At 63.0% G+C, this 25384-nt stretch carries 52 protein-coding genes; 4 read left to right on the top strand and 48 right to left on the bottom strand.

Annotation, left to right across the window (positions count from 1 at the left end):
• Positions 1–33 precede the first annotated feature (33 nt).
• From BLO63_RS19215 to BLO63_RS19200, 4 genes are read right to left on the bottom strand one after another with little or no spacing between them, the layout of a single operon-like run.
• Positions 34–243: a hypothetical protein gene (locus BLO63_RS19215; RefSeq protein ID WP_091444094.1), complete on the bottom strand. Its 210-nt coding sequence runs from the start codon at positions 241–243 to the stop codon at positions 34–36.
• Positions 230–790 (bottom strand): Ntn hydrolase family protein, encoded by a 561-nt coding sequence (locus BLO63_RS19210; protein WP_091444092.1) that lies wholly within the window; start codon positions 788–790, stop codon positions 230–232. The genes BLO63_RS19215 and BLO63_RS19210 overlap by 14 nt, the downstream gene beginning before the upstream one ends.
• Positions 787–987: a hypothetical protein gene (locus tag BLO63_RS19205; protein WP_091444090.1), complete on the bottom strand. Its 201-nt coding sequence runs from the start codon at positions 985–987 to the stop codon at positions 787–789. Before BLO63_RS19205 ends, BLO63_RS19210 begins: the two co-directional genes overlap by 4 nt.
• Positions 984–1370, bottom strand: a complete 387-nt coding sequence (locus tag BLO63_RS19200) for an Acb2/Tad1 domain-containing protein (protein ID WP_091444088.1) — start codon at positions 1368–1370, stop codon at positions 984–986. The genes BLO63_RS19205 and BLO63_RS19200 overlap by 4 nt, the downstream gene beginning before the upstream one ends.
• A gap of 398 nt (positions 1371–1768) precedes the next feature.
• On the opposite strand from BLO63_RS19200, the gene BLO63_RS19195 reads away from it, so the two are divergent.
• From BLO63_RS19195 to BLO63_RS19185, 3 genes are all read left to right on the top strand, one after another.
• Complete coding sequence (locus BLO63_RS19195; protein WP_091444085.1) at positions 1769–2329, top strand: hypothetical protein; 561 nt, start codon at positions 1769–1771, stop codon at positions 2327–2329.
• 152 nt (positions 2330–2481) lie between these two features.
• The gene (locus tag BLO63_RS19190) at positions 2482–2673 is read left to right on the top strand and encodes a hypothetical protein (protein ID WP_143007092.1); all 192 of its coding nucleotides are present in this window, start codon (positions 2482–2484) and stop codon (positions 2671–2673) included.
• Positions 2674–2734: 61 nt separating this feature from the next.
• Positions 2735–2974 (top strand): hypothetical protein, encoded by a 240-nt coding sequence (locus tag BLO63_RS19185; RefSeq protein WP_091444080.1) that lies wholly within the window; start codon positions 2735–2737, stop codon positions 2972–2974.
• Between the two features lie 273 nt (positions 2975–3247).
• Here BLO63_RS19185 and BLO63_RS19180 read toward each other — a convergent pair whose 3' ends face one another.
• From BLO63_RS19180 to BLO63_RS21155, 15 genes are all read right to left on the bottom strand, one after another.
• Positions 3248–3562, bottom strand: coding sequence for a hypothetical protein (locus tag BLO63_RS19180; RefSeq protein WP_091444076.1), 315 nt, complete (start codon positions 3560–3562; stop codon positions 3248–3250).
• Between the two features lie 418 nt (positions 3563–3980).
• On the bottom strand, positions 3981–4277 hold the full coding sequence (locus tag BLO63_RS19175; RefSeq protein WP_091444074.1) for a hypothetical protein: 297 nt from the start codon (positions 4275–4277) through the stop codon (positions 3981–3983).
• 168 nt (positions 4278–4445) lie between these two features.
• Positions 4446–4745 carry a hypothetical protein gene (locus BLO63_RS19170; RefSeq protein ID WP_091444070.1) on the bottom strand — a complete coding sequence of 100 codons (300 nt, stop codon included), beginning with the start codon at positions 4743–4745 and terminating at the stop codon, positions 4446–4448.
• Between the two features lie 323 nt (positions 4746–5068).
• A complete protein-coding gene (locus BLO63_RS19165; protein WP_091444067.1) occupies positions 5069–5926 on the bottom strand; it encodes a hypothetical protein in 858 nt (285 codons plus the stop codon).
• 1152 nt (positions 5927–7078) lie between these two features.
• Positions 7079–7357 (bottom strand): hypothetical protein, encoded by a 279-nt coding sequence (locus BLO63_RS19160; protein WP_091444065.1) that lies wholly within the window; start codon positions 7355–7357, stop codon positions 7079–7081.
• 38 nt (positions 7358–7395) lie between these two features.
• A complete protein-coding gene (locus BLO63_RS19155) occupies positions 7396–7692 on the bottom strand; it encodes a hypothetical protein (protein WP_091444063.1) in 297 nt (98 codons plus the stop codon).
• On the bottom strand, positions 7689–7955 hold the full coding sequence (locus BLO63_RS19150; protein ID WP_091444061.1) for a hypothetical protein: 267 nt from the start codon (positions 7953–7955) through the stop codon (positions 7689–7691). The genes BLO63_RS19155 and BLO63_RS19150 overlap by 4 nt, the downstream gene beginning before the upstream one ends.
• A gap of 11 nt (positions 7956–7966) precedes the next feature.
• Positions 7967–8410 carry a hypothetical protein gene (locus BLO63_RS19145; protein WP_091444058.1) on the bottom strand — a complete coding sequence of 148 codons (444 nt, stop codon included), beginning with the start codon at positions 8408–8410 and terminating at the stop codon, positions 7967–7969.
• A gap of 274 nt (positions 8411–8684) precedes the next feature.
• Complete coding sequence (locus BLO63_RS19140; protein ID WP_091444055.1) at positions 8685–8888, bottom strand: hypothetical protein; 204 nt, start codon at positions 8886–8888, stop codon at positions 8685–8687.
• The gene (locus tag BLO63_RS19135; protein ID WP_091444052.1) at positions 8885–9190 is read right to left on the bottom strand and encodes a hypothetical protein; all 306 of its coding nucleotides are present in this window, start codon (positions 9188–9190) and stop codon (positions 8885–8887) included. The genes BLO63_RS19140 and BLO63_RS19135 overlap by 4 nt, the downstream gene beginning before the upstream one ends.
• Positions 9191–9395: 205 nt before the next feature.
• Complete coding sequence (locus BLO63_RS19130) at positions 9396–9677, bottom strand: hypothetical protein (protein WP_091444049.1); 282 nt, start codon at positions 9675–9677, stop codon at positions 9396–9398.
• Positions 9674–9931 (bottom strand): hypothetical protein, encoded by a 258-nt coding sequence (locus tag BLO63_RS19125; protein WP_091444046.1) that lies wholly within the window; start codon positions 9929–9931, stop codon positions 9674–9676. The genes BLO63_RS19130 and BLO63_RS19125 overlap by 4 nt, the downstream gene beginning before the upstream one ends.
• Positions 9932–9993: 62 nt before the next feature.
• Positions 9994–10347, bottom strand: a complete 354-nt coding sequence (locus BLO63_RS19120) for a hypothetical protein (RefSeq protein ID WP_091444043.1) — start codon at positions 10345–10347, stop codon at positions 9994–9996.
• 118 nt (positions 10348–10465) lie between these two features.
• Positions 10466–10780 carry a hypothetical protein gene (locus tag BLO63_RS19115; protein WP_091444041.1) on the bottom strand — a complete coding sequence of 105 codons (315 nt, stop codon included), beginning with the start codon at positions 10778–10780 and terminating at the stop codon, positions 10466–10468.
• 158 nt (positions 10781–10938) lie between these two features.
• On the bottom strand, positions 10939–11079 hold the full coding sequence (locus tag BLO63_RS21155) for a hypothetical protein (protein ID WP_162841845.1): 141 nt from the start codon (positions 11077–11079) through the stop codon (positions 10939–10941).
• 122 nt (positions 11080–11201) lie between these two features.
• Between BLO63_RS21155 and BLO63_RS19110 the strand changes: the two genes are divergently transcribed.
• Positions 11202–11426, top strand: coding sequence for a hypothetical protein (locus tag BLO63_RS19110; protein WP_091444038.1), 225 nt, complete (start codon positions 11202–11204; stop codon positions 11424–11426).
• Here BLO63_RS19110 and BLO63_RS19105 read toward each other — a convergent pair.
• The 29 genes from BLO63_RS19105 to BLO63_RS18965 all read right to left on the bottom strand — a co-directional run bounded on the left by BLO63_RS19105 (position 11423) and on the right by BLO63_RS18965 (position 25264).
• Positions 11423–11731 (bottom strand): hypothetical protein, encoded by a 309-nt coding sequence (locus BLO63_RS19105; protein ID WP_091444037.1) that lies wholly within the window; start codon positions 11729–11731, stop codon positions 11423–11425. The genes BLO63_RS19110 and BLO63_RS19105 overlap by 4 nt on opposite strands.
• A 3-nt stretch (positions 11732–11734) precedes the next feature.
• A complete protein-coding gene (locus BLO63_RS19100) occupies positions 11735–11956 on the bottom strand; it encodes a hypothetical protein (RefSeq protein WP_091444034.1) in 222 nt (73 codons plus the stop codon).
• A gap of 54 nt (positions 11957–12010) precedes the next feature.
• Positions 12011–12547: a hypothetical protein gene (locus BLO63_RS19095; RefSeq protein ID WP_091444033.1), complete on the bottom strand. Its 537-nt coding sequence runs from the start codon at positions 12545–12547 to the stop codon at positions 12011–12013.
• Positions 12548–12840: 293 nt separating this feature from the next.
• Positions 12841–13179 (bottom strand): DUF3768 domain-containing protein, encoded by a 339-nt coding sequence (locus BLO63_RS19085; RefSeq protein ID WP_091444028.1) that lies wholly within the window; start codon positions 13177–13179, stop codon positions 12841–12843.
• Positions 13179–13700 (bottom strand): hypothetical protein, encoded by a 522-nt coding sequence (locus BLO63_RS19080; RefSeq protein ID WP_091444026.1) that lies wholly within the window; start codon positions 13698–13700, stop codon positions 13179–13181. The genes BLO63_RS19085 and BLO63_RS19080 overlap by 1 nt, the downstream gene beginning before the upstream one ends.
• Positions 13697–14047: a hypothetical protein gene (locus BLO63_RS19075; protein WP_091444023.1), complete on the bottom strand. Its 351-nt coding sequence runs from the start codon at positions 14045–14047 to the stop codon at positions 13697–13699. Before BLO63_RS19075 ends, BLO63_RS19080 begins: the two co-directional genes overlap by 4 nt.
• Positions 14048–14078: 31 nt before the next feature.
• Complete coding sequence (locus tag BLO63_RS19070) at positions 14079–14345, bottom strand: hypothetical protein (protein ID WP_091444020.1); 267 nt, start codon at positions 14343–14345, stop codon at positions 14079–14081.
• Complete coding sequence (locus tag BLO63_RS19065) at positions 14320–14655, bottom strand: hypothetical protein (RefSeq protein ID WP_091444017.1); 336 nt, start codon at positions 14653–14655, stop codon at positions 14320–14322. Before BLO63_RS19065 ends, BLO63_RS19070 begins: the two co-directional genes overlap by 26 nt.
• Before the next feature lie 19 nt (positions 14656–14674).
• Positions 14675–15004 carry a hypothetical protein gene (locus BLO63_RS19060; RefSeq protein ID WP_143007091.1) on the bottom strand — a complete coding sequence of 110 codons (330 nt, stop codon included), beginning with the start codon at positions 15002–15004 and terminating at the stop codon, positions 14675–14677.
• Positions 15005–15078: 74 nt separating this feature from the next.
• Positions 15079–15309: a hypothetical protein gene (locus tag BLO63_RS19055; RefSeq protein WP_091444012.1), complete on the bottom strand. Its 231-nt coding sequence runs from the start codon at positions 15307–15309 to the stop codon at positions 15079–15081.
• A gap of 3 nt (positions 15310–15312) precedes the next feature.
• A complete protein-coding gene (locus BLO63_RS19050; protein ID WP_143007090.1) occupies positions 15313–15714 on the bottom strand; it encodes a hypothetical protein in 402 nt (133 codons plus the stop codon).
• A 367-nt stretch (positions 15715–16081) separates the two neighbouring features.
• Positions 16082–16357, bottom strand: coding sequence for a hypothetical protein (locus BLO63_RS21010; RefSeq protein WP_143007089.1), 276 nt, complete (start codon positions 16355–16357; stop codon positions 16082–16084).
• 371 nt (positions 16358–16728) lie between these two features.
• Positions 16729–16938, bottom strand: coding sequence for a hypothetical protein (locus tag BLO63_RS21005; protein WP_143007088.1), 210 nt, complete (start codon positions 16936–16938; stop codon positions 16729–16731).
• An 82-nt stretch (positions 16939–17020) separates the two neighbouring features.
• Positions 17021–17875, bottom strand: a complete 855-nt coding sequence (locus BLO63_RS19040; protein WP_091444006.1) for a prohibitin family protein — start codon at positions 17873–17875, stop codon at positions 17021–17023.
• A gap of 174 nt (positions 17876–18049) precedes the next feature.
• Complete coding sequence (locus BLO63_RS19035) at positions 18050–18703, bottom strand: metallophosphoesterase (RefSeq protein ID WP_091444003.1); 654 nt, start codon at positions 18701–18703, stop codon at positions 18050–18052.
• Between the two features lie 86 nt (positions 18704–18789).
• Positions 18790–20229: an RtcB family protein gene (locus tag BLO63_RS19030; RefSeq protein WP_091444001.1), complete on the bottom strand. Its 1440-nt coding sequence runs from the start codon at positions 20227–20229 to the stop codon at positions 18790–18792.
• A gap of 7 nt (positions 20230–20236) precedes the next feature.
• Positions 20237–20689, bottom strand: a complete 453-nt coding sequence (locus BLO63_RS19025; protein ID WP_091443999.1) for an HD domain-containing protein — start codon at positions 20687–20689, stop codon at positions 20237–20239.
• Entirely contained in the window at positions 20686–20910 is a 225-nt protein-coding gene (locus BLO63_RS19020) for a hypothetical protein (protein ID WP_091443997.1), read from the bottom strand. Before BLO63_RS19020 ends, BLO63_RS19025 begins: the two co-directional genes overlap by 4 nt.
• A complete protein-coding gene (locus BLO63_RS19015) occupies positions 20907–21506 on the bottom strand; it encodes a hypothetical protein (protein ID WP_091443994.1) in 600 nt (199 codons plus the stop codon). Before BLO63_RS19015 ends, BLO63_RS19020 begins: the two co-directional genes overlap by 4 nt.
• A gap of 21 nt (positions 21507–21527) precedes the next feature.
• Positions 21528–22043: a hypothetical protein gene (locus BLO63_RS19010; RefSeq protein WP_091443991.1), complete on the bottom strand. Its 516-nt coding sequence runs from the start codon at positions 22041–22043 to the stop codon at positions 21528–21530.
• Positions 22036–22302, bottom strand: a complete 267-nt coding sequence (locus BLO63_RS19005) for a hypothetical protein (protein ID WP_091443988.1) — start codon at positions 22300–22302, stop codon at positions 22036–22038. Before BLO63_RS19005 ends, BLO63_RS19010 begins: the two co-directional genes overlap by 8 nt.
• The gene (locus tag BLO63_RS19000; RefSeq protein ID WP_091443985.1) at positions 22303–23022 is read right to left on the bottom strand and encodes a DUF4241 domain-containing protein; all 720 of its coding nucleotides are present in this window, start codon (positions 23020–23022) and stop codon (positions 22303–22305) included.
• A complete protein-coding gene (locus tag BLO63_RS18995) occupies positions 23015–23431 on the bottom strand; it encodes a hypothetical protein (RefSeq protein WP_091443983.1) in 417 nt (138 codons plus the stop codon). The genes BLO63_RS19000 and BLO63_RS18995 overlap by 8 nt, the downstream gene beginning before the upstream one ends.
• Before the next feature lie 61 nt (positions 23432–23492).
• Positions 23493–23918, bottom strand: a complete 426-nt coding sequence (locus tag BLO63_RS18990; protein WP_091443981.1) for a hypothetical protein — start codon at positions 23916–23918, stop codon at positions 23493–23495.
• Positions 23915–24181 (bottom strand): hypothetical protein, encoded by a 267-nt coding sequence (locus BLO63_RS18985; protein ID WP_091443979.1) that lies wholly within the window; start codon positions 24179–24181, stop codon positions 23915–23917. The genes BLO63_RS18990 and BLO63_RS18985 overlap by 4 nt, the downstream gene beginning before the upstream one ends.
• Position 24182: 1 nt before the next feature.
• Positions 24183–24419: a hypothetical protein gene (locus BLO63_RS18980; protein ID WP_091443977.1), complete on the bottom strand. Its 237-nt coding sequence runs from the start codon at positions 24417–24419 to the stop codon at positions 24183–24185.
• Positions 24406–24633: a DUF4314 domain-containing protein gene (locus BLO63_RS18975; protein ID WP_091443975.1), complete on the bottom strand. Its 228-nt coding sequence runs from the start codon at positions 24631–24633 to the stop codon at positions 24406–24408. Before BLO63_RS18975 ends, BLO63_RS18980 begins: the two co-directional genes overlap by 14 nt.
• Before the next feature lie 95 nt (positions 24634–24728).
• Positions 24729–24947, bottom strand: coding sequence for a hypothetical protein (locus tag BLO63_RS18970; protein WP_091443973.1), 219 nt, complete (start codon positions 24945–24947; stop codon positions 24729–24731).
• Positions 24944–25264: a DUF3307 domain-containing protein gene (locus BLO63_RS18965; RefSeq protein WP_091443970.1), complete on the bottom strand. Its 321-nt coding sequence runs from the start codon at positions 25262–25264 to the stop codon at positions 24944–24946. The genes BLO63_RS18970 and BLO63_RS18965 overlap by 4 nt, the downstream gene beginning before the upstream one ends.
• Positions 25265–25384: the final 120 nt, after the last annotated feature.

The following is a 25384-nucleotide window of genomic DNA, read 5'->3' as shown; positions in this document are numbered from 1 at the left end:
CAGAAATGACTGAATGCAGGAATAGCTATCTAGCTAGTGCAGCGGCGCGGCCTCGAACGTCCGGAGATCCACACATAGCCAGACACCTGGCATTGCCTCGACAATCGCCGACACCGCCTCGCGCTCGGCCGCCGTCTCCTCTCCCAGACAATCCAGCAGCGTCGCGATCGGCCGCACCGTGCCGTTGTCGAGCAGCACCAGCCGGCGCGCGAGATGAACCGCTTCGACGTCAGGAGCCGGCATCGGCGGGCACCGGGTCGAAAGCGGGATTGGCGCCGATCTCGTGAGAGGCATCGCTGTCCGGATCACTCCAATCATCACCAGTGCGACACTCCGGCTCGTCCGGCAGCGGCTCGAAATGCTCCAGGCGCGTCACCAGACCGCCGGTGAACTGGTCGAGCTCGACGGCCGCAGCCACGGCCGCCTCGGCGCCAGCACCGACGGCCAGGGCACCCAGCGCGTATTGCGAGCCCGAGCCGATGGCGAAGTAGGGCGCAATGAGCGGCCCGGACGGCAGGAAGCTGTCGTAGAAGAACAGCGCCTCGCCATTGGGCCGCACCAGCAGCGCCTCGAAGTCCGGCGCGCTCGTGGGTGCATTGTGCGGGTCCGCGCCGTCGCGCACCCACTGAACGAACATCTCGCCCTGCCCGGGCTTGGCTGTGGCCACGCCGATGAGCGCACCGCCCTCGATGCGCCAGATCTTCACCTTGTTGCCGATCGGCACCTTGGAGCCCGAATAGGCCCTTGTGTCGGCGGCCATGACGCCGGCGCGATAGGCGATGGTGCTCATGCCACGGCCCAAAGCGCCCAGGCGGCGAAGGTGATGATGGTCGCGATGCTGACGCAGAACACGCCGACCACGATCACGAGGAACGGCCCTAGCGGATCAGCCAGCAGCTGGCGCAGGGAGAGGATGTGGGTGAGCGCCCAGCCATAGGCGAGCACGGTGATGACGAGCGGCAGCAGCCACCAGCCGATGAGGGTCACTGGCCGTCCTCCGGCAGCTTGATGCGCTCGGGCTTAAAGATCGCCCGGTTCAGCACCATGAAGGCGATCTGCATGTGGGTGTGGGCGATGGCGATGAGGCACTGATCGGGCTCGAGGCCCTCCTGGTCGAGCTTGAGCTTGTCGATCTGGCGCAGGACGCGCTCCTCGAGCTCCTTGTTGACGTTCACCGCGGCGATCTTGGCCGGGTCCTGGGCGGTGTAGCCGGCGACGGGCAGGCCCGGGTGCTTGATGGGACGACCCAGCTGGGCGATCTGGGCTCGGCGCTCGGCCAGCAGCTGCTTCTCGATCGACGGCACGAAGGGAAGGGGCGTCTCGTCATCGCGGTAGGGCGGCTTGCCGGCGAACGGATCGGTGATGGACATGGGCGGGTCCTGTGCTGGAGCGGGCAGCAGCGGCTGCGCAGAGTGAGCATTTGCAACGGGTGAGGACGCTATTCCCCGTCAGAAAGTAAGTCAATACATACTTACATTCGGCGATGCAGATTCAGCTATCCAGCTAGATAGCTAGAGCGGAGGTTCCATGAAATCTCGCATCGGTTCCTGGGGTGGGAGCCGCCTCATGTGCGCAAGGGCGGACAGCTGGGCAGAGGGCGTCGGGCAGCGGGGTGACACGGTCTCGCATAGTGGAGGATAGGACCGGGGAAGTCGCGGGGTTGTATAGGCATCCCCATCAACTGCATTGTTCCGTTCTAAGACTTCGCTATTATCAAATTGTCAGCAAGCAATGACGCATTGCAGACAAGCAAACGAGAGACAAGATCATGAACGCTTATATCGCTGCACTCGAAGCTCGCATCGTCGTTGCGAAAGAGAAGAATGCAAGCGCGACGAATATTAAGAAACTCGAAAACATGATTAAGCGTTTCACGAATGACAAGTTTGTGAAGCTCATGACAAGCGCAAAAGTCGACGCGCAGCGCTTCGCTCGCGCAATGTATGCGAGCGAGAAAGTCGTCAAGTTCGCGCATCAAGCTATCGTGCGCGACGCGAGCGATCTTAACGAAAACACGTATGCGATCTTCAGAACTGCAATGTTGCACGCTCAATCGTCGCTTGAACTGACTAAGAGCGATTGCGAAGCGTCGCTTTCAAAGTCTCGCAAGATCGCTGATGACAAGAGTGCGCTTGTCTATCAGCGTAACGTGACGCAAGACGAAAGCACGATCGCTGCGCAAGTTCAAACGTCGATCGACGCTCTTAAGACGCTGAACATTCTCGTTGACGTTGCAGACAAGCGCGCAACGTATCGCGTCAACGTGAACAAGCTCGCGAAAGCGCTCTGTGAAGCGTTCGATATTCAGAGCGAGAAAGTCGACGCGTGACGCGCGAGACACGCTAGAGCGCTGCAAAGCGCTCTAGCTCTCTCGAAAAGCGCATCCCCGCCTCCCTCGCCTGCCCTGCCCCAAAAGCCAGCCAGACCTCACCCCTACGCCCTACCGGGCGTCCCACGGGCACACCAACCGGAGACACCACCATGGCTATGCACCGCACCAAGACCGAGAACGAAATCACCAAGGCATTCGACACCATCGCCAACGCCATCACCAACCAGGCCCGGGAAGCCTGCAACAGTCAGGACGTCTATGGCGTGTTTCGCCTCATGAGCCAGCGCATGAGCCTGGAGGCCAAGCGCCGGCGCATCCTTCAGGACCTCGGCCTGGCCTGACCGGCATCCAGCTTCAGCCATTCCTGCATATAGCCATTCCTGCAAATAGCTGGATACAGAAATGCCTAGAACCCCACACGCCAGCAAGCGCACCGCCTATGGCGATGGCATGCGCTCCAGCCTCGCCACCACCACGTCCGAGCGCCGGCATCTCGACCGCTGGCGCCGGCAGACCAGCCTTGCCACGCCGAGCCGGCTGCCGAGCGATGACTGCCTGGAAGACGGTCTCGCCGGCCCGGAGCTGGACGATGTCTACCGCCTGGTCGGGCTGGGCGCCACATGCGCCATTCCAGCTGAATAGCTGAACCTGCATTCCTGCAAATAGCTGAATCTGTAAAGCCGCGGTTCGCCTGGACCGCGGCTTTCGGGCGTCTTCAGGGTGCCCTTCGCCTAAGGGGAAGGTTCACAAGAACCTTCCCCGGGCCCCTGCGGCGCCCGTGACCTGCACGGCGCGCGGGCGGCCCGACCAGGGATCCCACTGATCCAAGCCATACCTAATCGGCGGAGCCCTGAACCGTGCCCTGTTGCCCTGGCGCAATGAAGGGGCGCCCATGTCGAGCGCCCCATCGCTGCGTCAGACGGCGAGCCCGGCCATCAGCTCTTCCCGCTCGAGCTTCGCCTGCTCGATGCGCGCGAGGCGTTCCTTGGCGAGCGCCGCCCGGCCGCGCCGGATGTCACGCAGCTTCGTGCTCGCGAGATCGAGGAACTCGGTGAGCGTCACGCCCGACTGCTCGTGCGCTGCCCGGAAGCTGTCGCCCGACTTGCGCACGAGATCGGCGAGCGCCCGGCGCTTCTCGGCGACCGGCGGCACCGTGTGGTTCTTGCACGCCTCGAGGATGTCGAGGTCGTTGGCGGCACGAGCGGCGAGCGTGTCGAGAGTGCGGTTCATTGTCGTTGCTCCGATTGATGTCAGCGCTCATTCGCTGACAGTCACAGTTTAGCTAAATCTGTATCTAGCTAAATCTGGGTGGCGGAGGGGTCTGTGCGGGCTCGGCAGGGTAGGGCGAGCTGTGGGCGTGATATTGGGGCAGGGGACGCCACAGCCGGGCGCTGGCTGGCAAGGAGGGGTCGCGAGCAGCAACGGGCCGCAAATGCCGGGCGCCCGTCAGCGGCCATTTCTGGGCACCCATGGAAATCCAAGGGATCCGCCCTGTGCCCTGTTGCCCGAGGTGCGAAATACCCTGCCGGGCGGTCCATGACCCGGCAGGGCGCTCAGTGGGGCAGGGGAGGCGATGCCTGCTCCACCGGAGAGGTGGCTGGCCTGGTCCGCAATGGCCTGGCCTCGCCTTGGCCTGATGGTGGCCGGTTCAGAACTCGACGAGCAGCAAGGGCTCGGTGATGTCGACGACGAGGGGAATCGCGGTCTCGGGCGTCGTCAGCTCGTTGAGCTTCATGATCACGGCGGCGGCGAAGACGGCGTCGTTGACGTAGGGCGTGGGGAAGGCGGCGAACTTCTCGGAGCGCAGCACGGTGATGGTCACGCGCAGGTTCTCGTCATAGCTCATGCGCACGGCGACTTCGTTGTCGTGCTCGTTGGTCAGGATGACGTCGGTGTGGTCTTCTTCGTGATCGTGCTCGACATCGGTGATGAAGATCTTGGACATGGCGTTTCTCGCGTCTCGCTCTTGCGTTTCGATGATTGAACTATAGCGAGCGCATCTGCGGATTGCGGGAGGGTCAGCCAGGCGCCGGCAGGTGAGGAGAGGGCGCGCCAGGAACAGGGATCGGCCACAGGGCAGTGACGCCCTGTGGCCAGCAGCGGCTCGAACAGGTCACAGGACCTGTTCGTAATGCGCGTTCGTGATGCGGGCGATCAGCTCATACGCTTCGCTCAGGGCATTGAGCGCGTAGTAGCGGGTGACGATCAGCTTCTCGCTGCGCTCACGCGCGCCCTGCGCGTAGAAATATGACGAGTTGTGATAGTCGGTTTTCTCGCAGTCAGCGACGAGCATGACGAGCCTCTCGTCGCCTTTGAGAACTTCGATGTGATGACGGCCGAAGAATCCGTCGAACACTTCAGTCAGCGAAACGGACAGAGCTTCATCGAACTGCTGACGGCTGATCTCTTGCATTGTCGTGTCTCTCGTTTGTGTTTCGATGCTGAAACTATAGCGAGCGCACGTCACGGATTGCGGCAGGTGTGTAACGGCGCAGCCAGGGCGCCGGCCACACCCCCGGAACCCTTATCCGTGCCCTCATCCGGCGCCGCACCCATGGATCTCCACGGCGAACCATGGAAATGGGGACCTGATCGCCCCTAGGCCCGGAGCGAGCCATTCCCCGTTCCCCACCCTTCGGCGGAGCCCATATGGTGCGCCGTTCCCCGTCCCGTCCGCCCGCAACGCAAAAAGGGCGAGAGAAACCCTCGCCCTTCGCGCTGTGCTCGTGTGCGGTCTTACGCCGCCTTGGCGAGCACTTCCTCCAGACGCCGCGTCTGGGGCGTGTCGGTCAGCTCGTAGACCGGATACTTCTGCGAGCCCGTGTTGCGCACGATGCCCATGACGGCGAGCGCCGACATGGTGCTCGAGGTCTGGGTGGGCGCGGTCGCGGCGCTCACCGTGTGCCGGATCAGGAGCTGGGCGAGCTTGCGATCGACCTTCACCTTGTCCGAGGACGCCGCCTGGGCCGCGATCCCGGTGAAGGGAACACCGGCCGCCCGGAACTTGAACATCGAGCGGGTGATCGCGCGATTGATCGCGTTCTGCATCACGCCGCCGGAGAGTGCCGTCACCAGGTCCGCGACCTTGTCCATCGCGTAGACGTTGAAGCGCGAGCCGTTCGAGATCTCGCGGTTGAGGAACTCCGGATCGACATCGGTCGCACACAGCACCTTGGCGGCGATCGGCGAAGCGAGCCGCTTGCCGTAGGCGGTGAGGTTCTGCTGCATCTTCAGGTTCGAGGGGTTCTTCGCCTTCTCGAAGGCGGCGCGGACGCTGAACTCGGTCTCAGTGGCGGCGATCTTGATGTCGACGTCCTCCTGGGGCACCGCGTCCATCATCTCCTTGAGGTCGCCGGGCACATGGGTGGCCTCGGTGGGCACCGGCTCTTCGGTGTCGCCCGCCTCGGCCGAGGCCTCGTCCGTGCTGGCCTGGTTCTGAACCTCGGCCTGGGCCTGGCTCTCAGCCTGCTGCAGGCGTTCGGTCTCGGCGAGCGCTTCGGCTTCGTTCTCGAGACCGGACACGATGTCCTCGATGGCGAGGAGATCGGCGACGTTCAGTAGGGCTTCGTTCTCGGTGGTGGTGTTGTCGCTCATTGTCTTGCTCCGTTTTCTCTCTGTTGCGTCGAAAGCGTCTTGCGTTTCGATGATTAGAGAATAGACGAAACAATCATGGGTGAATATTTGGGTTGGACAGGTGCAGGCAGGGTCGTAATACGCAGGGCGCACGCATGGGAGCCGCCGAAACCTGTAACCGATACTGTGCGGCCCATGGTTCACCATGGAATGACTGCACCGAAAGGGTCTGATCCATGGAGCGCCGCCGTCGCGCGAGCCGGAACCATGGAGAGCCATGGATGTGCCATGGACCGCTCGTGCGGAATAGGACCGATCCGGACCTAACGTCCCGTGCCATCGCCTGTATAGTATGTATGCTTCTTAAAGGGTTTGTAATTAGTCAGGAAAACCTCCTCTTTCCCGAGGCTCTCCGGCGTAGAAGCCTGGCGATGTTCCGGCGTAGAGACTCTCCGGCTCAGGACTGCCTGTTCCGCTGCGGCGACGGGTCTGGCTGGGCCTAGGTGCGGAGCGAGCCATTCCGGTTCCATGGGTCCGGTTGGGTTTTCGGAGGTGCCATGGTTTGCCGTGGGAAGCCTAGGAGAACCGCGGCGCGGAACCCACCACTCTCTCACACCGATCTCATATCTGCTCACACCGAGCGGCTACACACTCGCGACCGGCTCTCGTCACACGTCCAGTGCACGCATATGGCCGTTCTCTCACTAGAGGCACACCGTCTGAGCGTCGCGCTCTCTCGTGTCTGTGCTCTCTGAGGGAATAGCTATCTAGCTAGATGCAGGTCTAGCTTTCTCAGTGGTTCGCGTGCTGAGATCGTCAGAGCGCGTCGCTGAGCGCTGCGGATGCGTCGATAGCTATCTGCGCTGCTCTGAGTGCATCCCGACGCTGTGCATGCGTCTCTAGCTATCTAGCTAGATCTGTAAATCAGGTTCGCGTCTATCTATCGCTCTAGAGTGACGACGCGAAACTGGGTCATTTCGCTGAAAAGGGCCGAAATGGCCGATTTAGGTAAAACTCCGACAACATAGCGTAACACTTCTATCTATCCGGGTAGATAGACGGAGAATTTCCGGGGAAGAGGGGAGGGGTCTTTTCGGGCCTGGTGAGGCGGAGTTTGACGCAGAGCTTTACATTATGTTGGCGCCGGGAAGGTGTGCGGGCGGATCCCGTGGGCTAGATCTTCCCGAGGAGAGTGGGCGCGTCGAGCTCCTTCAGCCGGGTGAGAGCCATGGTGATCTGGTTGAGTTCGTGCGTCAGCTCCTCCCGGCGCGCCTCTTCGTAGGAGAAGGCCAGACCGGTTGCCGGATGGAGGAGATCTCTGCCGGGCAGAATGGGCAGCCGAAGGCCGTCATGCTCAAGAACCAGGACGGGATCGTTCTGGAGCAGGTCGATCAGTCGGGCCCGGTGCTGGCGGATGGTCTGATGGAGCTGGGCAATCTCGGCGGCGCTCATATGCCCTCGGCTTCTTCCATGGAGAGAACCCGGTGGTATCAGAACCTGCCGAAGTTGGGGAGGGCGGTGAGAGCGGCCGGAGCCGGCGGCGAGTCCTTCTTCAAGTGGGCGCGGAGAGCGCTCTCGGCCCATTTCTGAGCGCGTAGCTGGCCCTGCTCGACGGTGAACCGCGCCTCATAGAGGCACTCGAGGCCGTGCGAGACCATAGCGAGAAAACCCAGTGTGCCGTGATCGATGACCCTCGCCTCGTAATCCTTATAGCTGAGCAGGATGCAGACGCTCTCGGGAAAGGGCTTGGTCCAGGCGCCGGTTGGCTGGATGTCGTGCGGGTTCATTCGACGACAGCCATCGGACCATTCAGCGGAGCGACCGCGTCCAGCACGCCCCGCATTTCATCCCTCGATAGCCCGTGGCTGATGATCGCGGCCATTTGCTCCGTGGGCTTTGGGTGGCCTGGCTGGATCCTCATCCCGAAATCCGCGTCGGGGTGGTCGATCAGAAAGGAGGTCGTGCTGCCGTCGGCGAGCTGGAGCTCGATAGTGGCGCCTTCGCCTTGCTTCCAAGCGATCGTCGCGCATTTGGCTCGGGTGGCCGTCACTGGCGTTCTCCTTACAGCTTCTTCAGGATGTCCGACTCCGGGAAGGGACCATAGGGCATCTCCGGCCAGAAGCACCCGGGCGCCCTGTCCGTGGAGTTCAGAATCTGACCGCGATCGCCGATGAAGATTCCGGTCGTGGTGCGGCCGGCATAGGCGCCCATGCGGTTCTTGGCGTTGTAGCGCACGCACACGATGGAGTAGCTCCCGTCGACCCTGAGATCGACCTGCGGCGAGATCTGCACGTCGCGGATGGAGTAGGGGTCGAACAGGAAGTTCCTGGCCGCCTCGACGATCGCCATGCGGATCTGCGGTGACGCCGGCCGCGCCGTGGAGAGTGCCTCCTGCTTGGACGTGATGTTCCCGAACAGGTCGCCCTTGGGCCGCGTGGCGTTCTGGGCGAGGGTAGGGGAGACCAGCAGGACGCTGCAGAGGGCGACGGCGAGGCGGATATTCATCGGCACTGTCCTGCTCGAAACTGACAACTCTCAGTTTCATGCCACAGGCCAGCACGGGTTGAAAATGGGAAGAGGGCACCTGGAGGCGATGTCGTCTCCAGGTGCCCGGCGCTATACGGCGCCACTCGGCTCGATCAGCTGCGGAGACACACAGCCTCGGGCTGCCGCTGTTGTTGGGTCGCACGACCGGCGGCTGCGCACGGGAGGGGAACGAACCCTCCGAAACTGAACGGAAGGGGCAGCGGGATCCGCCCGCTGCCCGCTCGGGGTGCGATCACGCACTCTCCTCGATGGCGTTCTCGAACTGGCTCTTGAGAGCCTCGGTGAGCGTCTCAACGACGACATCCAAGGTGTCGGCTTCGACGATCTGGATCACCTCGCCCTCGGCGGTTGAGGCGACCCCGCGGAACTTGAAGCTGTCCGTCGCGCCCTGACCAGGCGCGAGCAGCTCGATACTGGTGATGAGGGTCGTCCTCATATGTCCACCTCCGGAGCCTTCATCAGTTGCATCTGGGTGAGGTAGAAGGCGTGGACCTCCGGCAGCGAGGTGTGCCGGTGATAGCTGATCGGCGTGCGATGCGGATCGACACCGCCCTCGGACAGGCGAATGATGCCCGACGAGATGGGAACGATCGCGACCTCGGTGAGGTAGAACAGTCCCTCGTCGTTTCCGCAGCAGCTCGTTTCGAGGTGCAGCCCGAGTTCGCGCAGGAAAAGCTCGCAGCATTCCGACGACGCATGGACATCGATGTCCCAGAAATTCTCGTCCTTGAAGAGCATCGGCGTCGTCTCTCTGTTGCTGATATTGAGAATATGACAGCAAGAACAATGGAATGAGACTGGTGCGTATAGGCAGAGCACGATCCGCCCATGACCTAATCGCCCAGGCGCCGTGCGCTTAGGGGGCTCTATGGGCCCTGAAACCGCACGACATGTCAGGCGGCAGCAATGTCCGATAACCTTCCATTATCGGTCATTGCTCGCCTTAGAAGATCAGATCGTGATGAAGGGCATCGATCCACCCATCCGCGGTGCAGTTGCAGACCGTCTCATCCTCGGCGACGCCGTGCGGGATGACCTTCATCCACTCCTCGGCGTTCTCGGCGCCGGGCATCCTGACGAACACGTCGGCCTCCTCGACCGCCTCGATGGCGGCCCAGGCTTCCCCGAGCGAGCCGTAGGCGATCTTGGAGCCGTCGCCGTCATCCACGAGGACAATGAGCCCCTGGTCGAAGGCGCGCTTGATGATTTCCTTGGCGACGTTCATGGCTGGCTCTCCGTCGCGAGAAGCTGGCGCTCGGCTTCGGGCCCATATTTGAGACGCTGATCCGCCTCGGCTCCTTGGGTCAGGAAGCAGATGAAGAAACCCGCGTCGCGCTTCGCCCAGCCGTTGATGCTCTCGGCGCAGCTCCGGCAATAGTAGGCGCGTGTCGAGGTGTTAAAGTAGGCGGCGCCGGGTCTCTGGCACGCCGAGAGATTGCAGTTGCCGTTGAGAGCGCCTTTGAGAGGCGAATCCGTCATGTCTCGGCTCCTCATTGCTGATGATCGAGTGTCGCATCGTCAGCGCTGGAGATCGGGAGGGATCAGATGGCGACGATCGAGATCCGGAAGCGCTGACCACTGGACAGCTCCACCTCGGGATTGTTCGGATCGCCGACATCCACGAAGCTGATGTCGCCCTGCACGCCCTCATGCGGAACGTCGTTGGAGTCGAACGTGATCTGGGTGATGAGGGCATTTTCGATGCTGTCACGAATGGCGAAGCCGAGATCCGCCGTGGTGAACTGGGCCGGCCCGGCCGCTTCCGCGATCTGCTCCTTGGCGCGCGCCACGGCGTTCTGGATCTGCTCCACGGTCGGCAGGCCCTCGCCGGGATCCTCATCCGGCATCATGGTCTCGGCGACTTCGACGAGGATCTTCAGGGCTTGGATGTCCATAGCGGGCCTCACAGGTTGAGGAAACAGAGCAGAATGACGCCGAGGATCAGCACGGCGAGCAGGCCAAGCCCGCTCGTGTTGTGGTCCCAGGCGCAGTGGGTGTGGTGGCGATGACCCATCACCGGCGCCGGCGCAGCCAGGCGGTGATCCAGCCGCCGCACCAGCGGCGCACGGCGTCCATTCCCTCGCGCGTTCCATCGAGCGCGACGGCGCCGACCGGGAAGCCATCGCCGTCGATCAGCTCCAGCTCGGGCTGCATCTGGGCGGTGATGGACTCGAAGGCTTCGGCGCGGCGCGCGCCGACATAGTCGACCCGATCGCCATGCCGGACCTTGAACCGGAAGCCAACGGCTTCGGCATCCAGCAGCAGCTGGCGGACGAGTCCTGCGCCGTTGAAACGGCGCTCGAAGGAGACGTAGTGCGCTGAGTTCATTGCCGTTAACTCTCTGTGACTACTATATTACTTCTAGCATCTGCACAGATGGAACGCGGCAGGGGTCTTCGCTGGACATAAGGATGCGCTCACATAGAACCCGGCCGGCGGATGCCTTGGGTCATTTATAGCGGCGTGGCTCCTGGTCCGGTTCGAGGTCAGCGCTTAACGATCACCTGCTTGGCGCCGGCATTGGCGACTTCGTCGTCCGCGGGCGTGGCGATGTAGAGCCCGAAGCCAAGGGCAAGCACAACGCAGAGCTTAAAGCCCTCGGTGATATAAACGGAAATATTGTTCATGCGAAAGTCTCTCCGTTGCTTCGCTATACTTGAAAGTGTCGCATGTCGAAGAATGGAAAGCGGCAGGTTGTAATCGGCGCCGCGATGTGGGATTCGCGGCCTGTTACCCTAGGGAGAGCGTCATGGGCTGGTTTCTGGTTTTCATCGTCATTGGGGCGCGCAACGAGGTGCAGACGTCCATGTCGACGGGCCCGTTTGAGACGCGCGCGCTTTGCGATGCCGTGGGTCAGCACATGCGCGCCACGCCTGGTGTGCAGAACGGAGACAAGCTGGTCTTCGCCAGCTGCTGGCCGGCGACCAGCGCGGCCGCTGCTGCTGATGCCGCCGCCGGTATTGGGAAGCCCTAGAACCGACCGAAGCCGGCCACGTCGAGCGGCGCGTCCTCCAGACGCAGTGCATCGTGGTCGAGGTCAGCAAAGCCCAGGTGATGCACCTGGCTCTTTACGTCCTCGATCGCATCGAAGGCGTCGCGTAGGGTCTGGTAAGTGCGGCCCTTGTGCCAGCCCTCGCTCGTGGCGTTGCGCCACCAGATCGCGTGCTGGTAGGCGATGTGCCCGTGCGGTGCGAGGCAGGCATAGATCTCCCAACCGCCGCCGGTGATGCCGCGCCGGCGCTCCCAGCCGTCAGGGAGATCAGGCGTTCCCGCGCGCATGGCTCACCCTTGCTTGAAGTGGTTGCGCAGGTAGACGGCGCCCAGCGCCACGGTGAGCGGCATCAGACCCCAGCTGGCACTGGCGACGATCCAGATCATCCACAGCACCTGGTTGGCGGCGCCGAGGAGCCAGGCGCCGGGCTGGCCGTGGCCGGCGAGAACGATCGACCACAAGGTGATCAGCGAGAGTAGCCACGGCAGGTAGTCACGAATGAGGTCGACCACGATCTGTAAATCCTTGGATAGCTAGTTACGCATTTATGGGTTGATGGGCGGCGCTCAGCCGAAGGCGCCAAAGCCCGGCACCGAGGAGAGCTTGTCGACGGCCGCCTGCTGCTGGGTGAGGCCAAGGCGCTTGCACACGACGCGGATCGTGGCAGCGGCCCAGTCGCTGCCAACGCAAAGCGCGGCGATCTCGCCGGTATTGGCGCGCAGCGCCTCGCACGCGATCATTTCCTCCCGGATCGCAAACACCTCCTCGCTGCCGGGGCGGTAGCGCCGGAGCTTGCGCGTGAAGTGGGCGATCACCTCTTCCGCCGTGGCGCAGTTGAGCAAAGTGGGCTCGACCTGCGGCGCCGGGGGTGAGGCGAAGACCGGCGCGCGGTAGGGGAGGCCGCATAGGATCCGTGTCTCGTGATAGGCGCGGCATGCCGTTTCGTGGTCCGGGAAGCTGCGCTCACCCTCGCCGCCGTCCTTTTCGATCCGGACGATATAGGTGGCGACCCCGGCAAATTCGGTCGAGGATCTCGAGATCAGCGACAGGGTATAGACCCCATCGGTCTGGGTCTCGAGAACCTCATCCTCTGACGTGCTCATCTATCCCTCCTGCTCGGCTAGACCACACGCTTGGGCGGCCCGGCGCATGGATGTCCTCATATTGAGGTCGCCTCGGTGGTCGGACGGGGTCATTGAGGCGATAAGCACCCGCTTGCCCGCAGGTCCGCGGAAGGTGATCCGGAAATGCCCGCGGCGCGTCATCTCGCCGACGGCGGTCGGGCAGAAGCTCCGGGCCAGGTCCAGGATCTCGCGTCTTCGCCGTGTGTCGTTCATGGGAGCCAGTTCAGTATGCACATACGGATGATGGGGCGCAGGGCTGTGCCGGACGGCCCTCACTGGTCCTCGGCGTAATAGATCGAGAGCACCCGCACGGTGACATTGGGATCCTCGGGGTGTTCCGAGCCCGACATCTCGTCGAGGGCGAAATAGTCGATCTTCCAGTGATAGCGTTGCCCGTCGATCTCGAACGCGCCGAAGTCGTGTTCGCCATAGGGATCATTGCCCTCGTCGAACTTGTCGAAGCGCCGGACATGCGACAACGCCGCGGCGTGTTCCGAGAGCGGCTGACCGCTCAGGGCGCCAACGATTACGATCTTGCCGCCGGTTGCCGTCGTGCGGAGCTGGTCGTTCAGCTCGCGGATCTTGGCCACGATCGCGGGGTCGTTGCTCATCAGAACCTCCCATAGTTCGGATTGTTGGCCGCGAGCCGGGCCTTGGCGTCCTTCACCAGTCGCAGGTGAGTAGCCTTTGCCAGGTTGACGGCTCGTTTCATGGACATTTGGCCGGCAGGGCGGCGCTCGCCGTTCACCATCAGGGTGACGATCTGGATCGGGCCCGCCTTTGGGTTAGGATGGCGCGGATCGCGCTTGCCCATCTCCTCGAGGAAGAGCTCGACCTTGGTGCCGGCCAGATGCGGATCGGAAAAGGAGGCTGCAGGGGAGATCGAGCGTCTGGGTCGATAGCCTGCCAGCTCATCTTCGAGCACCAGCTGGGCACTCATGCCGCGAAGGGCGCTATCAGCCGAGCGGAAGGCAGTGTCGATTCCGGCGATCGACTGGGTTAAGGGCGCCACGCTCTTGCCCCAGAGGCGCATGGGTTCGACGTAGTAAGCCCTTTCCAAAGAGGCGGCCATTGAGCGCTCTATCTCACGCAGAGTCTCGACCGTCAGCACCGAGCCGCGAAATGCTGTCATGCCGCGTCTCCTCCGCCGTTCGGCGCGTAGGGATTGACGGGCTGGCGCTGGCAGAAGGCGAGCACGTTGTCGCCCTTCTCGACAAGGCGCTTGACCACGGCGCGCAGCGGCCAGGCTGCCGGCGCCGGCGCGGGCGGCGCGGCATGCCGGATGGTGCCGCGTCCGCGCGGCGGCGCGTAGGGCACGATGGTCAGCTCGCCCGTGTCGAGCTCGGCCCGCGTCACTCGCACGAGCGGCACCGTGACGCCGCACAGGCGCACAAACAGCGTCGCCTCGTTGTTGACGACGGCGAACGTCAGGCGCCGCTCGGCGACGGCTTTTCCAAGTAGGGCTTCAAGCATCTTCATCTCCGAAGTATGCACATACTGATAATGTAGCTCAGCCGAAATTGGGTTGCTGCTGGGCAGCGGCGGCTTCTTCCCGGCTTCGGGCGACCCACGCCTCGAAGGTCTTGTCGTGCTCGGCGCCGGCCAGCTCAATGGCCTTGGCGACGCCGGCCATGAGCGCCGAGCGGTGCTGCGGGCTGTAGGCAGCGAGCGGCTTGATCGGACACTCCCTCTCCGGCTGGATCGTCATGAACTGCCGCCGCATCTCGGCCATCAGCCCGGCGACGGCGAACTCAAGGCGCTGGCGATTGATCGTCATCATAGGTCTCCAGGAACCGCTGGACGCGGCTGACCGTCCAGGCTTGCTTGTTGAAGGTCAGGTGGCGAGCCTTGTTCAGCTCGTAGTAGAGCCCGGCGACGCTGATGCCGGGGTGGTCACTGCGAATGCCGCGGATGATGCTCATCGTCTCCGTGGCATGGCGCCGGATCGCCGCTGTGCGCGCGGCGCGCGCCACGCTCAGATTGCCGGCCGAGGCCACGCGCTTGGGCCGGGTTGGGCGGACCAGAACCCAGCCCGGCACCAGGGATGATGCCAGGCGAGGATTGGCGTCGAGCGCGGCGCGGATCACCTGCGCCGCCGTCTCGAGGTCAGTGGGGCCGGGTGGACTGGGCGAGCTTGTCAAAGTCCACGATCTCCGGGTCGTTGGCGATCTGCATGAGCATGTCCATCAGCACCGGATGGCCGGCGGCGAAGCTGAGCGCGAAGATCCTCGAGCCGGCGAGCGCCGCCTTGTGGTCCGCTTCCGTCCACGTCGCGGGATCGGCCGCGAGCCGCGACGGATCAATGTTGCTGGTGAGCATGTTGATCGAGCCGTCGGCCTTGAGGATCAGGGCAACATCGCCATCATCAAACACCCTGTCCGGCTTCTTGGCGTCCGGGCGAAGGGCGGTGAGAGCATTTGCCGGCTGGTTGGTCATGAACGTGTCCTGCATGCGCGTGAGTGCGTCTTGTTCAGATATAGCGAGGCGCTGATGGAGCTGAGAAAGTTCCATCAGCGCACGCCGGCCGGCAGCACCTTCGCGTCGACCGCGGCGCAGACATAGTGCTGCGCCGAGACCGCCCGGTTGGTGCTGTAGTCGACAAGCGGCGTCTTGCCGCGGCTCATCGACTTCCAGCTTTCGCACTGCGCCGGGGTCATCGCTTCCACCACGGTCACGCGGGGTTCCAGCTTGCCGCCCTGGAAGATCGTGATGATGGTCGCGAGAACCAGAACCGTGTTCATGCGTCAGGCCGCGCGCGCCGGCAGCCCGCGCTTGACGACGTCGATGGGGAATCTGAAGGGAGCGCCGTCCCGGACGCGCTCGGCGATGACCGGGAACTTCGGCGCGCGGGGGTTGAGATCCTTGATGGTGTAGAGGACGCTCTTGTAGGAGAAGGAGCGCCCCTTGTCGGACGCCTGCAGGCCGAGCAGCGGGGCGTGATAGCCAAAGAGGGTGTCCGAGCGCGCCGGTTGACCAGGAGCCGCCTCGAGTTCCACCTTGATCTTAATCATGCCGCTCGAGGCGCCAATCAAGCCGCCGTTGGGGGTAAGAGTCACTCCGTATTTGGCCGCAACGGGCTCGAGCGCCTCAGCGATTGCCTTTGAAAGAATGCGGTGACTCGCGTTCCGAAAATCTGTAAGACGCACGATTATCTCCATGACACGCAAGGAATTAGCTAATTAGCTAAATCTGCATTTATGATATCTAGATAAATACATGATCTAGACTTGGGATGACTCTGGTGCGTTCAGGAATGAATCGCCGGGGCTTGCGGCGGCTATGAGAACATAGTAGGAACAAACTCCTAGATGAGGCTGAGGATGATGAGGGGAATGACGGTTGAGGAAATAAATCTCATGGTCGCCAGGCTGCGCAGCAGCGTGCTCGCCACGATCCAGAACGAGATCACCCAAATGGGGCACCGCTTCGACGCCGCGCTGTTCCTCCGGCACACGTCTGCGGATCTAACCCAGACGTGTGCCGAGGCTCTGTTCTATGGCGCCGAGGTTTTCGCTAGCGAGGAGCCTCCCAGGTCTTCTTTAGCGCCATCGCTCCCTCGCGTGCCGCAGCCGCATCGTAATTATGATGCCGCTCCCAGTAAGTCAGCTTGCGTCTGCAAATAATGATCTCGGCTTCGGCGTCGGCACGCTCTTTGCGTGTGCCGTTCTTAGCAAAGAACGATAGGACCAGCAGGTTGCTGTAGTGCTTCAACCACTGCTTTGTTCCGTCCATGCGGTGAGTATCGATCGCATGGCCCAGGGGCTCTGGTGTTGGGGAATAGAAGTGCATCGCAAGTCTCCTGATGACTTGTCATTGTCGCATGAGCGATGCACGAAAGCGGCTGGTGTCGAGCGGCATTGAAAGCCCGCTCGGTAGTGCTATATTTCAGTCTGGAGTGAGAGGCCGAGCTTTCGCCCGACCCCTCGTTTCTTAGATGAAGAATTGGACCCGGACGGTCATTTTCAGGGACGTCCGGGTCTTTTCCCACACTAAGGTGATGCTAAGTGGGAACCACACAGCGCACCTCCAGTCTCGAGAGCGAGGCTGTCGCCACAGCCGGGAAAGCCCATCTTCCCGGTCGCGCCGCCCTTGACCGGCGCTGCTGCTTTCGCTCTCGAATCTCTCAATCATAGCGCATCGACGTTTGGAGCGCGGCAGGGTTATGCACCCTCCGGGACGGCGGCATCAAGCCGGGCAAGCGCTGCGTCGACCAGGCGCCCGCGCCAGATCGCGTCGATACCCGGCACCTCCACGAAACTCTCCATCAGATGCTCGAATGCTGATCGGTTAAGGGATCCGCCCTTGATCCGATGGATCAGCTGATCGGCGTGACCAAGGACACGCGCCTCGCACTCTGTATGGCGGGACATTTCCAACCCCTGTTCGCGAGCTAAAAGAAAAGGGCGCCCGGAGGCGCCCTCGCTTGATAGTGGTGGATCCGGCGATGCTGGCTTACTTCGGGGAGAAGAAGGGCATCGCCGTGTTGGGGAGCATGGTGGTCGGCATCGCTCCGTTCCACTTCTCGGCCTTGGTGAGCTCGATCAGCGCCGGATTGTCGGCGAGTGCCTTGGACCGGGCCCGGATCGCATCAGCGGCCGCTTCACCCTGCAGACGAGTGGCATCGGCGGTCGCCTTTGCCACGGCCAACTGGCTGTCCGCCTGAGCCTGGGCCTTGGTGACGACAATCTGCGCCTGCACCTTCTCGCGCTCCGCGTTCTGCTTGAGCTTCTCGACCTCGACCTGGGCCAGCATGCGTTCCTCGACCGACCGCTCGAAGGCGTCGCTCTGGTCGATGTTCTCGATCTGCACCGCCTCGACGAGGATCGGCGCGTTGAGCTCCTTGATGGCGTGATAGATGGCCGTGGTGACGTCATTGTTGAGCTTGGCGCGGTTCTGCACCGCCGTCGTCGAGGTGTAGCCGCCGAGGACGTTCTTGGTCTGCTCCATGACCTTGGGCGTGACCACGCTGTCGATCATCCGCTCAATGCTGCCAAAGCGCGCATAGAGCGCCTTCACCTGGCTGGCCGGCACGCTGTAGATGACCGACAGGGCGATATCCGTCGGCTGCTGGTCGAACGTGTAGGCGGCCGTGGTGTAGAGCTGCTTCTGGGTCTCGATCGAGACCGTGACCACGTCGTCGATGAACGGCACCTTGAGGTGAGCGCCCGGGCCGGCGTCACCGACGACAGCGCCGTTGCGCAGGATGACGCCGCGCTCGCGTTCATTGATGGTGTAGTAGGTGCCGAGGATGGTCACGAGAACGGCGAGGGCGCCAAAGGCGAACAGGCCGAGGGTAAAGCGCTTCATTTCTTCCCTTTCTTGTCAGGCTTGAAGGTCAGCTCGGACGCGATCTTGATCGCGCCGGCCAGAAGGAGGGTGGCGACCACGAGGGCGCCAATGGCGGCGAGGAACTGCATCGGGCTCTCATTTAATAAGTGACTGCTCACTTATAACGATGAGCGTGCTGGGATCGCGCAGGCGTCAGGCGGTCATGTTGAAAATGAGAACAGGTCCGCCCGGCTTGGCGTCATCGAAAACACCCACGGCGAGGAGACCGCTGGCGAATGCGCCGGTGTCGAGATTGGTGCGATGCTCGAAGATGGCAGGTCCGCCCCGCACCGGCGTGTGGCCGTGAACGACGTGTTTGTCGTTCCAACCGCCTTCCCAGGGCGTGCGATAGCGCACCCAGAGCATGCTGGAATCCGACTGCTCTTTGAGGGGCAGGTGGGGATCCACCCAGGCGTGGACATAGACCCGGTGCTCATCCTCGTGGAAGAGCGGCAGCTGCTCCATCCACTCGATGTGCTCCACCGGGATGTTCTCGCGGGATCCGCCATAGGAGGCGATCGTCGCGTCGCCGCCGTTGTCGATCCACCAATCGGGCTTGGTCTTCCCGCGGTAGGTCCAGAAGACCATCTGCTCGTGGTTGCCCATGAGGTTGATCATCTTCCAGCCGTCGCTGACGCCAGCCATCAGGCGCGTCACCACGCCTTTGCTGTCCGGGCCGCGGTCGGTGTAGTCGCCGAGCGTAATGATGGTGCCCGGCTCCTGGGCATGGTCGGCGATCTTGCGCAGGGCGAGCGTGAGGAGATCGGCGCGGCCGTGAATATCGCCAATGACGTAAGTGTAGCTCATAGAGCTCTCCTGTCTCGATAGCGTCGACTATCAAGATGCTGCATTTCAGATTGGATTTCGGGAGGCGCTATGCGCCAAAGCGCAGGCTATTTCGCCGGCTTCTTCTTGCGCCAGGTGGGCTGGATATCGCCGGCCATGATCGCGCCGCCCGGCAGCACCATGTCGTCGATATGGGCCAGCCGATACTTCTCGATCTGCGCCTGCACCGCCTGGGCGTTCTTGTAGGCGCTGGGCAGCTCCGACAGGTCGATGTGGCCGCAGTAGAAGCGGGCGTCCACACCGCGCGCCGTGACCTCACGCATGGCGACGGCGAGCTTGTCGCGCGCCGAGAGCCCGCGGGAGTCGGCGCCGAACTCCTCGGCCAGCTTGCGCATATGGCCGGAGCGCGAAAGGTTGCGGCCGGCACCATGCGGTGCGAATTCCAGCGCTGTGGGCCGCATAACCGGCCAGGGACTGGCGATCAGGATCGGTTCGGCCATGTTCAGCGGAATGAGCGTCTGGCCGCTGTCGTCGCTGCTGAAGCCCTTGTAGGCGGGCGTCGCGCCCTTGGCGTGATAGAACAGCCCATCCGACTTCTGGAAGACGAAATTGTGCTCGTTCCAGAACTGGTGGACGATGGCATTCCCGAGCCGCTGCTGCATCAGGCGGTGCAGCGCGAAGTGGTTCAGCCGCGTCCACTCCCGCACGATCTGCAGGGCCTTCCAATAGTGCTGGCCGCTTTCCGAGAATGCCTCGAGCCAGGCATTGTGCAGCGGAACGCGCGGAGCGACCTTCGCGGTGTGCTTCTGCGCCGCGGCCATGCCGCGCTTGTAGAGCTGGGCGCCCAGGCCGCGCGAGCCGTGGTGCGTGACGAGCGCCAGCTGCCCGGTCGACCTGAGATGGCCGACATAGAGGAAGTGGTTGCCGTCGCCCTGGGTCAGCAACAGGTCGACCGCATAGCGCTCGAGATCCTTCAGGAAGGGGTTGTCGGCGAACTGGTTGACCAGACCGACGAGCGCCGGCGGCAGCTCGCTGCGGTCATGGTGCGGGTTGAGCCCGAACCCGAAATGGGTGGTCTTCATCGCCGTGTCCATCACCGTGCTGATGGGCATGTCGCGCTTGAAGACGGAGATCGCCATCGAGCAGCAGATGTCGGCCGAGTGAAACCCCGGATGGATCGCGTTCTCCGCGGCGACGACGCCACCGACGGGAATGGTGCCGGGCGCGCTGCCGGACGGGCAGGCGTCGGGCATCACTGCGCCGTGCTTGATCGTCGGCACGCGCATCAGCACGTCCATGTGCGCCTCGACCGCGGCCTTGTTGGCGCGCTCGTCGTCATTCTCAGCGTCGAGGAAGACGTTGAACGGGATGGAGTTGGTGCGATAGGCGATCTCGGGCACGGGAGCCGGCGTGCGCATGCGCAGCTCCTCGCGGATCATTTCGTTGGTCATCCCGATCTCGGCGAGGGCCTTGGCGTCGCGCAGCATCTGGCCAAAGAGCGGGCCCGGCTCGAAGCCCCACTCGATGAGGGTGTTTCCGTTGATCATGTTTTCCTCAGAGGTTGGGCCGGCGCAGTTCGCCAATAGCGAGTCCATACTTCCAGCATTGATCAGGGTTCAGTCTCCACGCGCGATCGGGATGCAGATTGTCCTCGATGTCGGCGATCTTCACGAGGCGAGCGAGGGGGTTAGCCCGAACTCGCTGGATATACTCGCCATAGGTCTCGACGTGCTTGCGCTTGGTGATCGCCTCGACCGCCTCGACGATCCGCGGGTCAAAGCCCTCGGCGCGCAACAGGTTGGGCGTCCAGGCTTCGCAGTCCTCAAGCACGTCATGAAGCACAGCCACGATGCGCAAAGGCTGCCCAGCATTCACGCCGAGGCTCGTCATGACCCGTAGCGGATGCAGGATGTAAGGCTGGCCCGCCTTGTCAGTCTGACCGGCATGCGCCTCGGTCGCGATGACGATGGCACGCTCGAGGGTGCCGGGTTGGCAGATCTTGGTCATGGCAGCTTCACAGATCTCACGGTGAGGGACAGCTTTCGCCGCCCGTGCAGGTTCCGGAACGGGTCCGGCAAACTGCTGAGGAAGGCCCAGGCATCCGCCGCGGTCTCGAACAGGATGGGCCAGACGGCGAACTTGCGGAGCTTGTAGTGATCGCCGGCCTTTTCCTGCCAGGCGAACCTAATGAAGAAGCGCCGCCTGGATGAGCGAGACTCCCCAATCATGCGGCCTCTCCAATGAGTGTCCGGGCGCCCTGGCTCGGCGCCTTCGGAGTGTTCCTTGCGAAGACCGTGTTCGTCTCGGTCAGCCGCACAAGCAGGCGGCGCGTTGGCGCGCTCGCCGTGACGCCACGATGGAAGTCGTAGCTGGTGAAGGTCGTGATGGCATTCGGCGCGCAGGTGCCGATCCGGACATTCCGCGGGATCTGCCGCAGGATCGCCGGCATGTCGACGGGATAGCTCACCTCGCAGGCCACTGGCTCGTCGATGAACTCGGTCAGCGGCCCGTTCATCACGAACAGGTGGTGATGGTCTGGCAGCGCACCCGGCTTGGGAAAAGCGCCGTCGAGATGCCAACCGGGAATGCAGGAGCAGAACTCGGGTGTGAGATCCTGCACCTTCACGTCGATCAGGACCCGCTTGAACTTGCCCGTGATCGGCGCACGGTCGATGACCGTCCGGACAAGATCGGTCGTGCGCGGGTAGACGAACTCCACGTCCGCATATTTCCAATCATCGACCGGCCAGTCGTCACCGATCGCAGGCAAGGCGCCCAAATGGGTGACGACTGGCTTGTGGGCGTTGAAAATCATCTTGGTCATGGTGCGTCTACCCGCGCTCGATCAATAGCCGCAGTCGTATTCGCCCGAGGCGATCTCGAACTTGCCGTCCTTGAGCACGTAAGAGAGGAAGTAGTTGGTGCTGTTCTCCTCCTCGGCGGTCGCGAAGATCAGGGTCCGGATGGCGTTCATGATCTCCGCCGACGGCTTGTCGTAGACATGGCCGAACTTGGTGCACAGCTCCCGATTGGCGTCGGCGGAGCCATAGGAGAGTTCCTCGAAGAGCTCTTCCGGCAGGTTGCCGCCGGCATCAGTATCCTGCAGGTCTTCTCCGTAGATCTCCTCGATATTGACGAAGACGTCCGCGGAGTGCTCGCAGGGCTCGCCGTCATTGAAGCCCGGCGTGTAGCCGCGGACGATGATCGCCGAGACCTCGCCGGACTTCGCCAGAGCCTCGAGGAACGGAGCGAGGGCCTTCTGGCGCTCGGTCTTGGCTTCTTCGTTGAGGCGTTCGATCTTGGTGTTGATCGCCAGGATCGAGGCCAGGCTGTCGGCGACAACCGAATTCACGTCAGGCATGCTTTTCTCCTCTGAGTGATTGCTGGAAGCGGGCCCAAGCCTGCGCCGTGTAGAACGACGAGCCGGGCCGGTAGGAACGTCCGCTTTCGCTGACGAAGTGATCGTGCTCGCGGTCATAGGTCGCGATGACGTAGTCCATCTGGAACTGGGCGATGTGCATCCATCGGATGACCTGGTCGCACTCAGCTTTGGTGCGGGCCTCGAGGCCCAGCACCATCGAGTGGCCGGATGGGCTGACGGCGAGTAGGAAGCGCTGCACTTACGCCGCCTCGGCGGAAAGATCGGGGAAGCCGATGTCGGAGATCTTCCTGCACATCGGCGCGATGTTGCGATCGCCGGAAGCAAGCTCGGGATAATGGCTGCTGAGCACCCGGAAGATGTCCGCCGGCGACCCGCGCACCAGCTCATTCTCGGCGCCGGGATCGAAGTCGATCAGCACGCGCCGCGGGCGACCGCCCTCGCCATACTCGACATAGACGGGGTAGGTCCCGTCGCCGTAGAAGGTCGAGACCATCACACCCATGCCGGCATGACCGAGATCGTGGTTGAACTGGGCGAAGCCGGTGTCGACGGACGTCGGCTGGAACGGATGCTCCGCGGAATAGCGCTCGTAGTGCCGCTGCATCGCCTCGTGCTTCTCGGCGTAGCAGATGGTGTCGGACTTGTGGGTGTCGGGATGTCTCAAACCCCACTTCTCGACCCAGGCTTTCCACTCCGGGCTGTCAAAAAGATCCCGTTCTCGCGCGCCGGACCAGCGGCTCCACTCGATCTGTTGATGCCGGTAACCGCTCCGGCCGAAGAACCGCTCACATATGCCGTGCCAGTCCTCGCCGAGGTCCGTGGGGCGCTTTTCGTCCGCGTCCTTCAGCACGTAGCAGCCGTCGCCGATCCAGATGGAGCCAGCGTCCACATCGACGTGGCCCATCTCGATGAAGCCGGGAAGGGTGGGGTGCGCCACGGGCGCCTTCGGGTCACTCATTGTCTTCGTGCTCCTGAATGTGCGCCCAGGCTTCCGCATGGGTCGCGTGTTCGGAATTGAGGTGGGAGAGGCGCTTGGGAAAGATCGACTTCCAGCGGCCGTCCTGCAGCGCCTCGACCGAGAAGTCCTCGCTCTCGTCATCAAGGCCGGCGTCCTCGTTGGACACCCAGCCCCACATCATGACGTAGGCGCCATTCTCGCTGCGCGAGACGACCGGCGTATCGTCAATGTCCACATCGCCATCCGAGCCGAACTCGTAGTCCTCGCGCGCTCGCTCGACGAAAGTCCCGTCCGTGGGATCGGCCGGCTCGTTGAGGCGCGCGATCAGCGCCTTGGCTTCGGGCACCGTGAGTGCGTTGAGACACACGCTAATGAGCCCGCGCTCCTGGTCTGTCAGGTTGATCCACATGCTCTGCGCTCTCGTCTCGTAAGTGACTGCTCACTTATAACAGCGAGCACGATGGATCGATTCAGGCGGCTGAAGGTTTCTCGACGGGTGCCGGCGGCCACTCCAGCACCACATCATCAGGCTCCAGCGGCCGGGTGGTCTTCCAGGAGTTGGTGTTCACGATGATCCGGTCGATCTCGCGGCGCTTCATGTAGGCGCGAAGGTCCTTCTCATCGGGCAGATCGTCTGCCACGACCTGCTCATAGGTCCGCACGGTGCCGCCGAGGTAGTGGAAATGGCTGCGCGCCGACTCCGAGCTGTCGAGATCCTTGTCGCCACGCGAGCGGGTCGTGAAGCAGAAGCCATAGGGCACGGCGCCGTGCCCCTCCTTGATCGTCTTCGCCATCTCGAGGGCAAGCTCGACGTTCCAGGACTCGACCTCGCGGGTGGAGACCTCACTGAGGAACGTGCCCGGCGAGTGGAACTCGACGAAGTGCTTGGAGATCATTGGAATCGCTCCTTAACAGATCGAAAGAGGAACACTTGACCGTCGGCCAACACACAGAGCGGCATACCCTTGCGCTGCTCCACATATTCAGCGCCGATCCGTCCGCAGATGGCTTCCTTCTGGCGCTGCTGCTCGGCGTATCTTGCCTCCCGCTCGCCAAAATCAGCAGCGCTGTAGAAGAATGCGCCGATCGCGAGCAGGCAGACCGCCGCTATCGCAGCGCCGCCGTCAAAGCCAGTGCGAGGCTCTTTGTCGAATGCCATGTCACAACTCCCGCGGCTCGTAATAGACTTCCTCGCGCTCAGCGATCGCGCCGGTGTCCACCTCGCGGGCCTGCTCGGGCGTCCGCACGACGATGCAAGCCTCTTCCAGGAAGCCGATGCTCGACGGCAGATTGGACGGGTCACTCTCGCGCCGGGCCCGAACCCACCAATCGTCGAGGTCGAGGCGCCAGCCATTCCACCAGTTGAGAAACCGGATCAGTCGCTCACGAAGCGGCATGTGGCACCACCCGGAATTGGTCGGCCGGCCACACCAGCATCAGGCTGCGCTCGATCTGCCAGTCGACCATGATCTGGTAGCGGTCGCTCTGACAGAAGAGGAGCTTGTTGACGCTCCGCACCCTTCCGCGGGTGCCGGGCGGAATCGGGCACGGATCGTTGCCCATGAAGACGAGCACGATCTCGTCGCCGATCTTGCAGGGAGGCTCATCCATCACTGTGCGCTCGCTAAGTATGTGCTCACTCAGAAGACGATATAGCGATCTGAGTTGGAGCTCGACAGGGAAAAGCAACGGCTACGCAGGTGTGCTCAGGAGAGGTGCCCTTTCGGGCAGACGCGGAAGGCGTCGAAGTCCGCGAGGGTTGCGGGCTCCAGACGGTCGACACCTGGCGCCGTGATGGTGAACCAGTCGAGCCGGCCGAAGGTGCTGCCGCGCAGCACGGATGCGTGCAGGATGCCAAAGACGTTCGGCTGGGCGGGGTTAATGTAGCCGAGGGTGTGGCCGTTCAGGACGTAATAGGCGTTCATGGCGCGGCCGCCAGAATCGCCACATAGATGACCTTGCAGATGATGTGCATGAACTGGTCGCGGGCGAACGAATAGCGGCCGGCGATTTTCAGCTGGTCGATCATGGTGTGAAGAACCAGCTCCATCAGACTGAGGGCCAGCGATCCGGTGATCAGAGCGACGGCGCCGGCGTGAATGCCAGCGTGTGCGATCAGGTGATAGACGCGCAGCGGACCCTCGGCCTTGGCGCGCGCCAGGAACTCGCCCTGCAGTGGGTAGTCACAGATCCAATGCGCGGCGAGGAGCGTCAGCAGGAGCAGACCGTGCTGTTCAGTCATTGGCGTGTCCTTTTGCGCGTTCCCGCCGCAGGACACGCATGGCCTTGCGGCGAGATTCCCGGGCCCAGGCGATCGCTGAGTCCATTTCCTCGACGATGCGCTGAGCCGCCTCCGCGCGTG

This window comes from Ancylobacter rudongensis, from assembly GCF_900100155.1.
In the GTDB taxonomy this organism is placed as follows: Bacteria; Pseudomonadota; Alphaproteobacteria; order Rhizobiales; family Xanthobacteraceae; genus Ancylobacter; species Ancylobacter rudongensis.
This window is presented reverse-complemented; position numbering and strand designations above follow the sequence as displayed.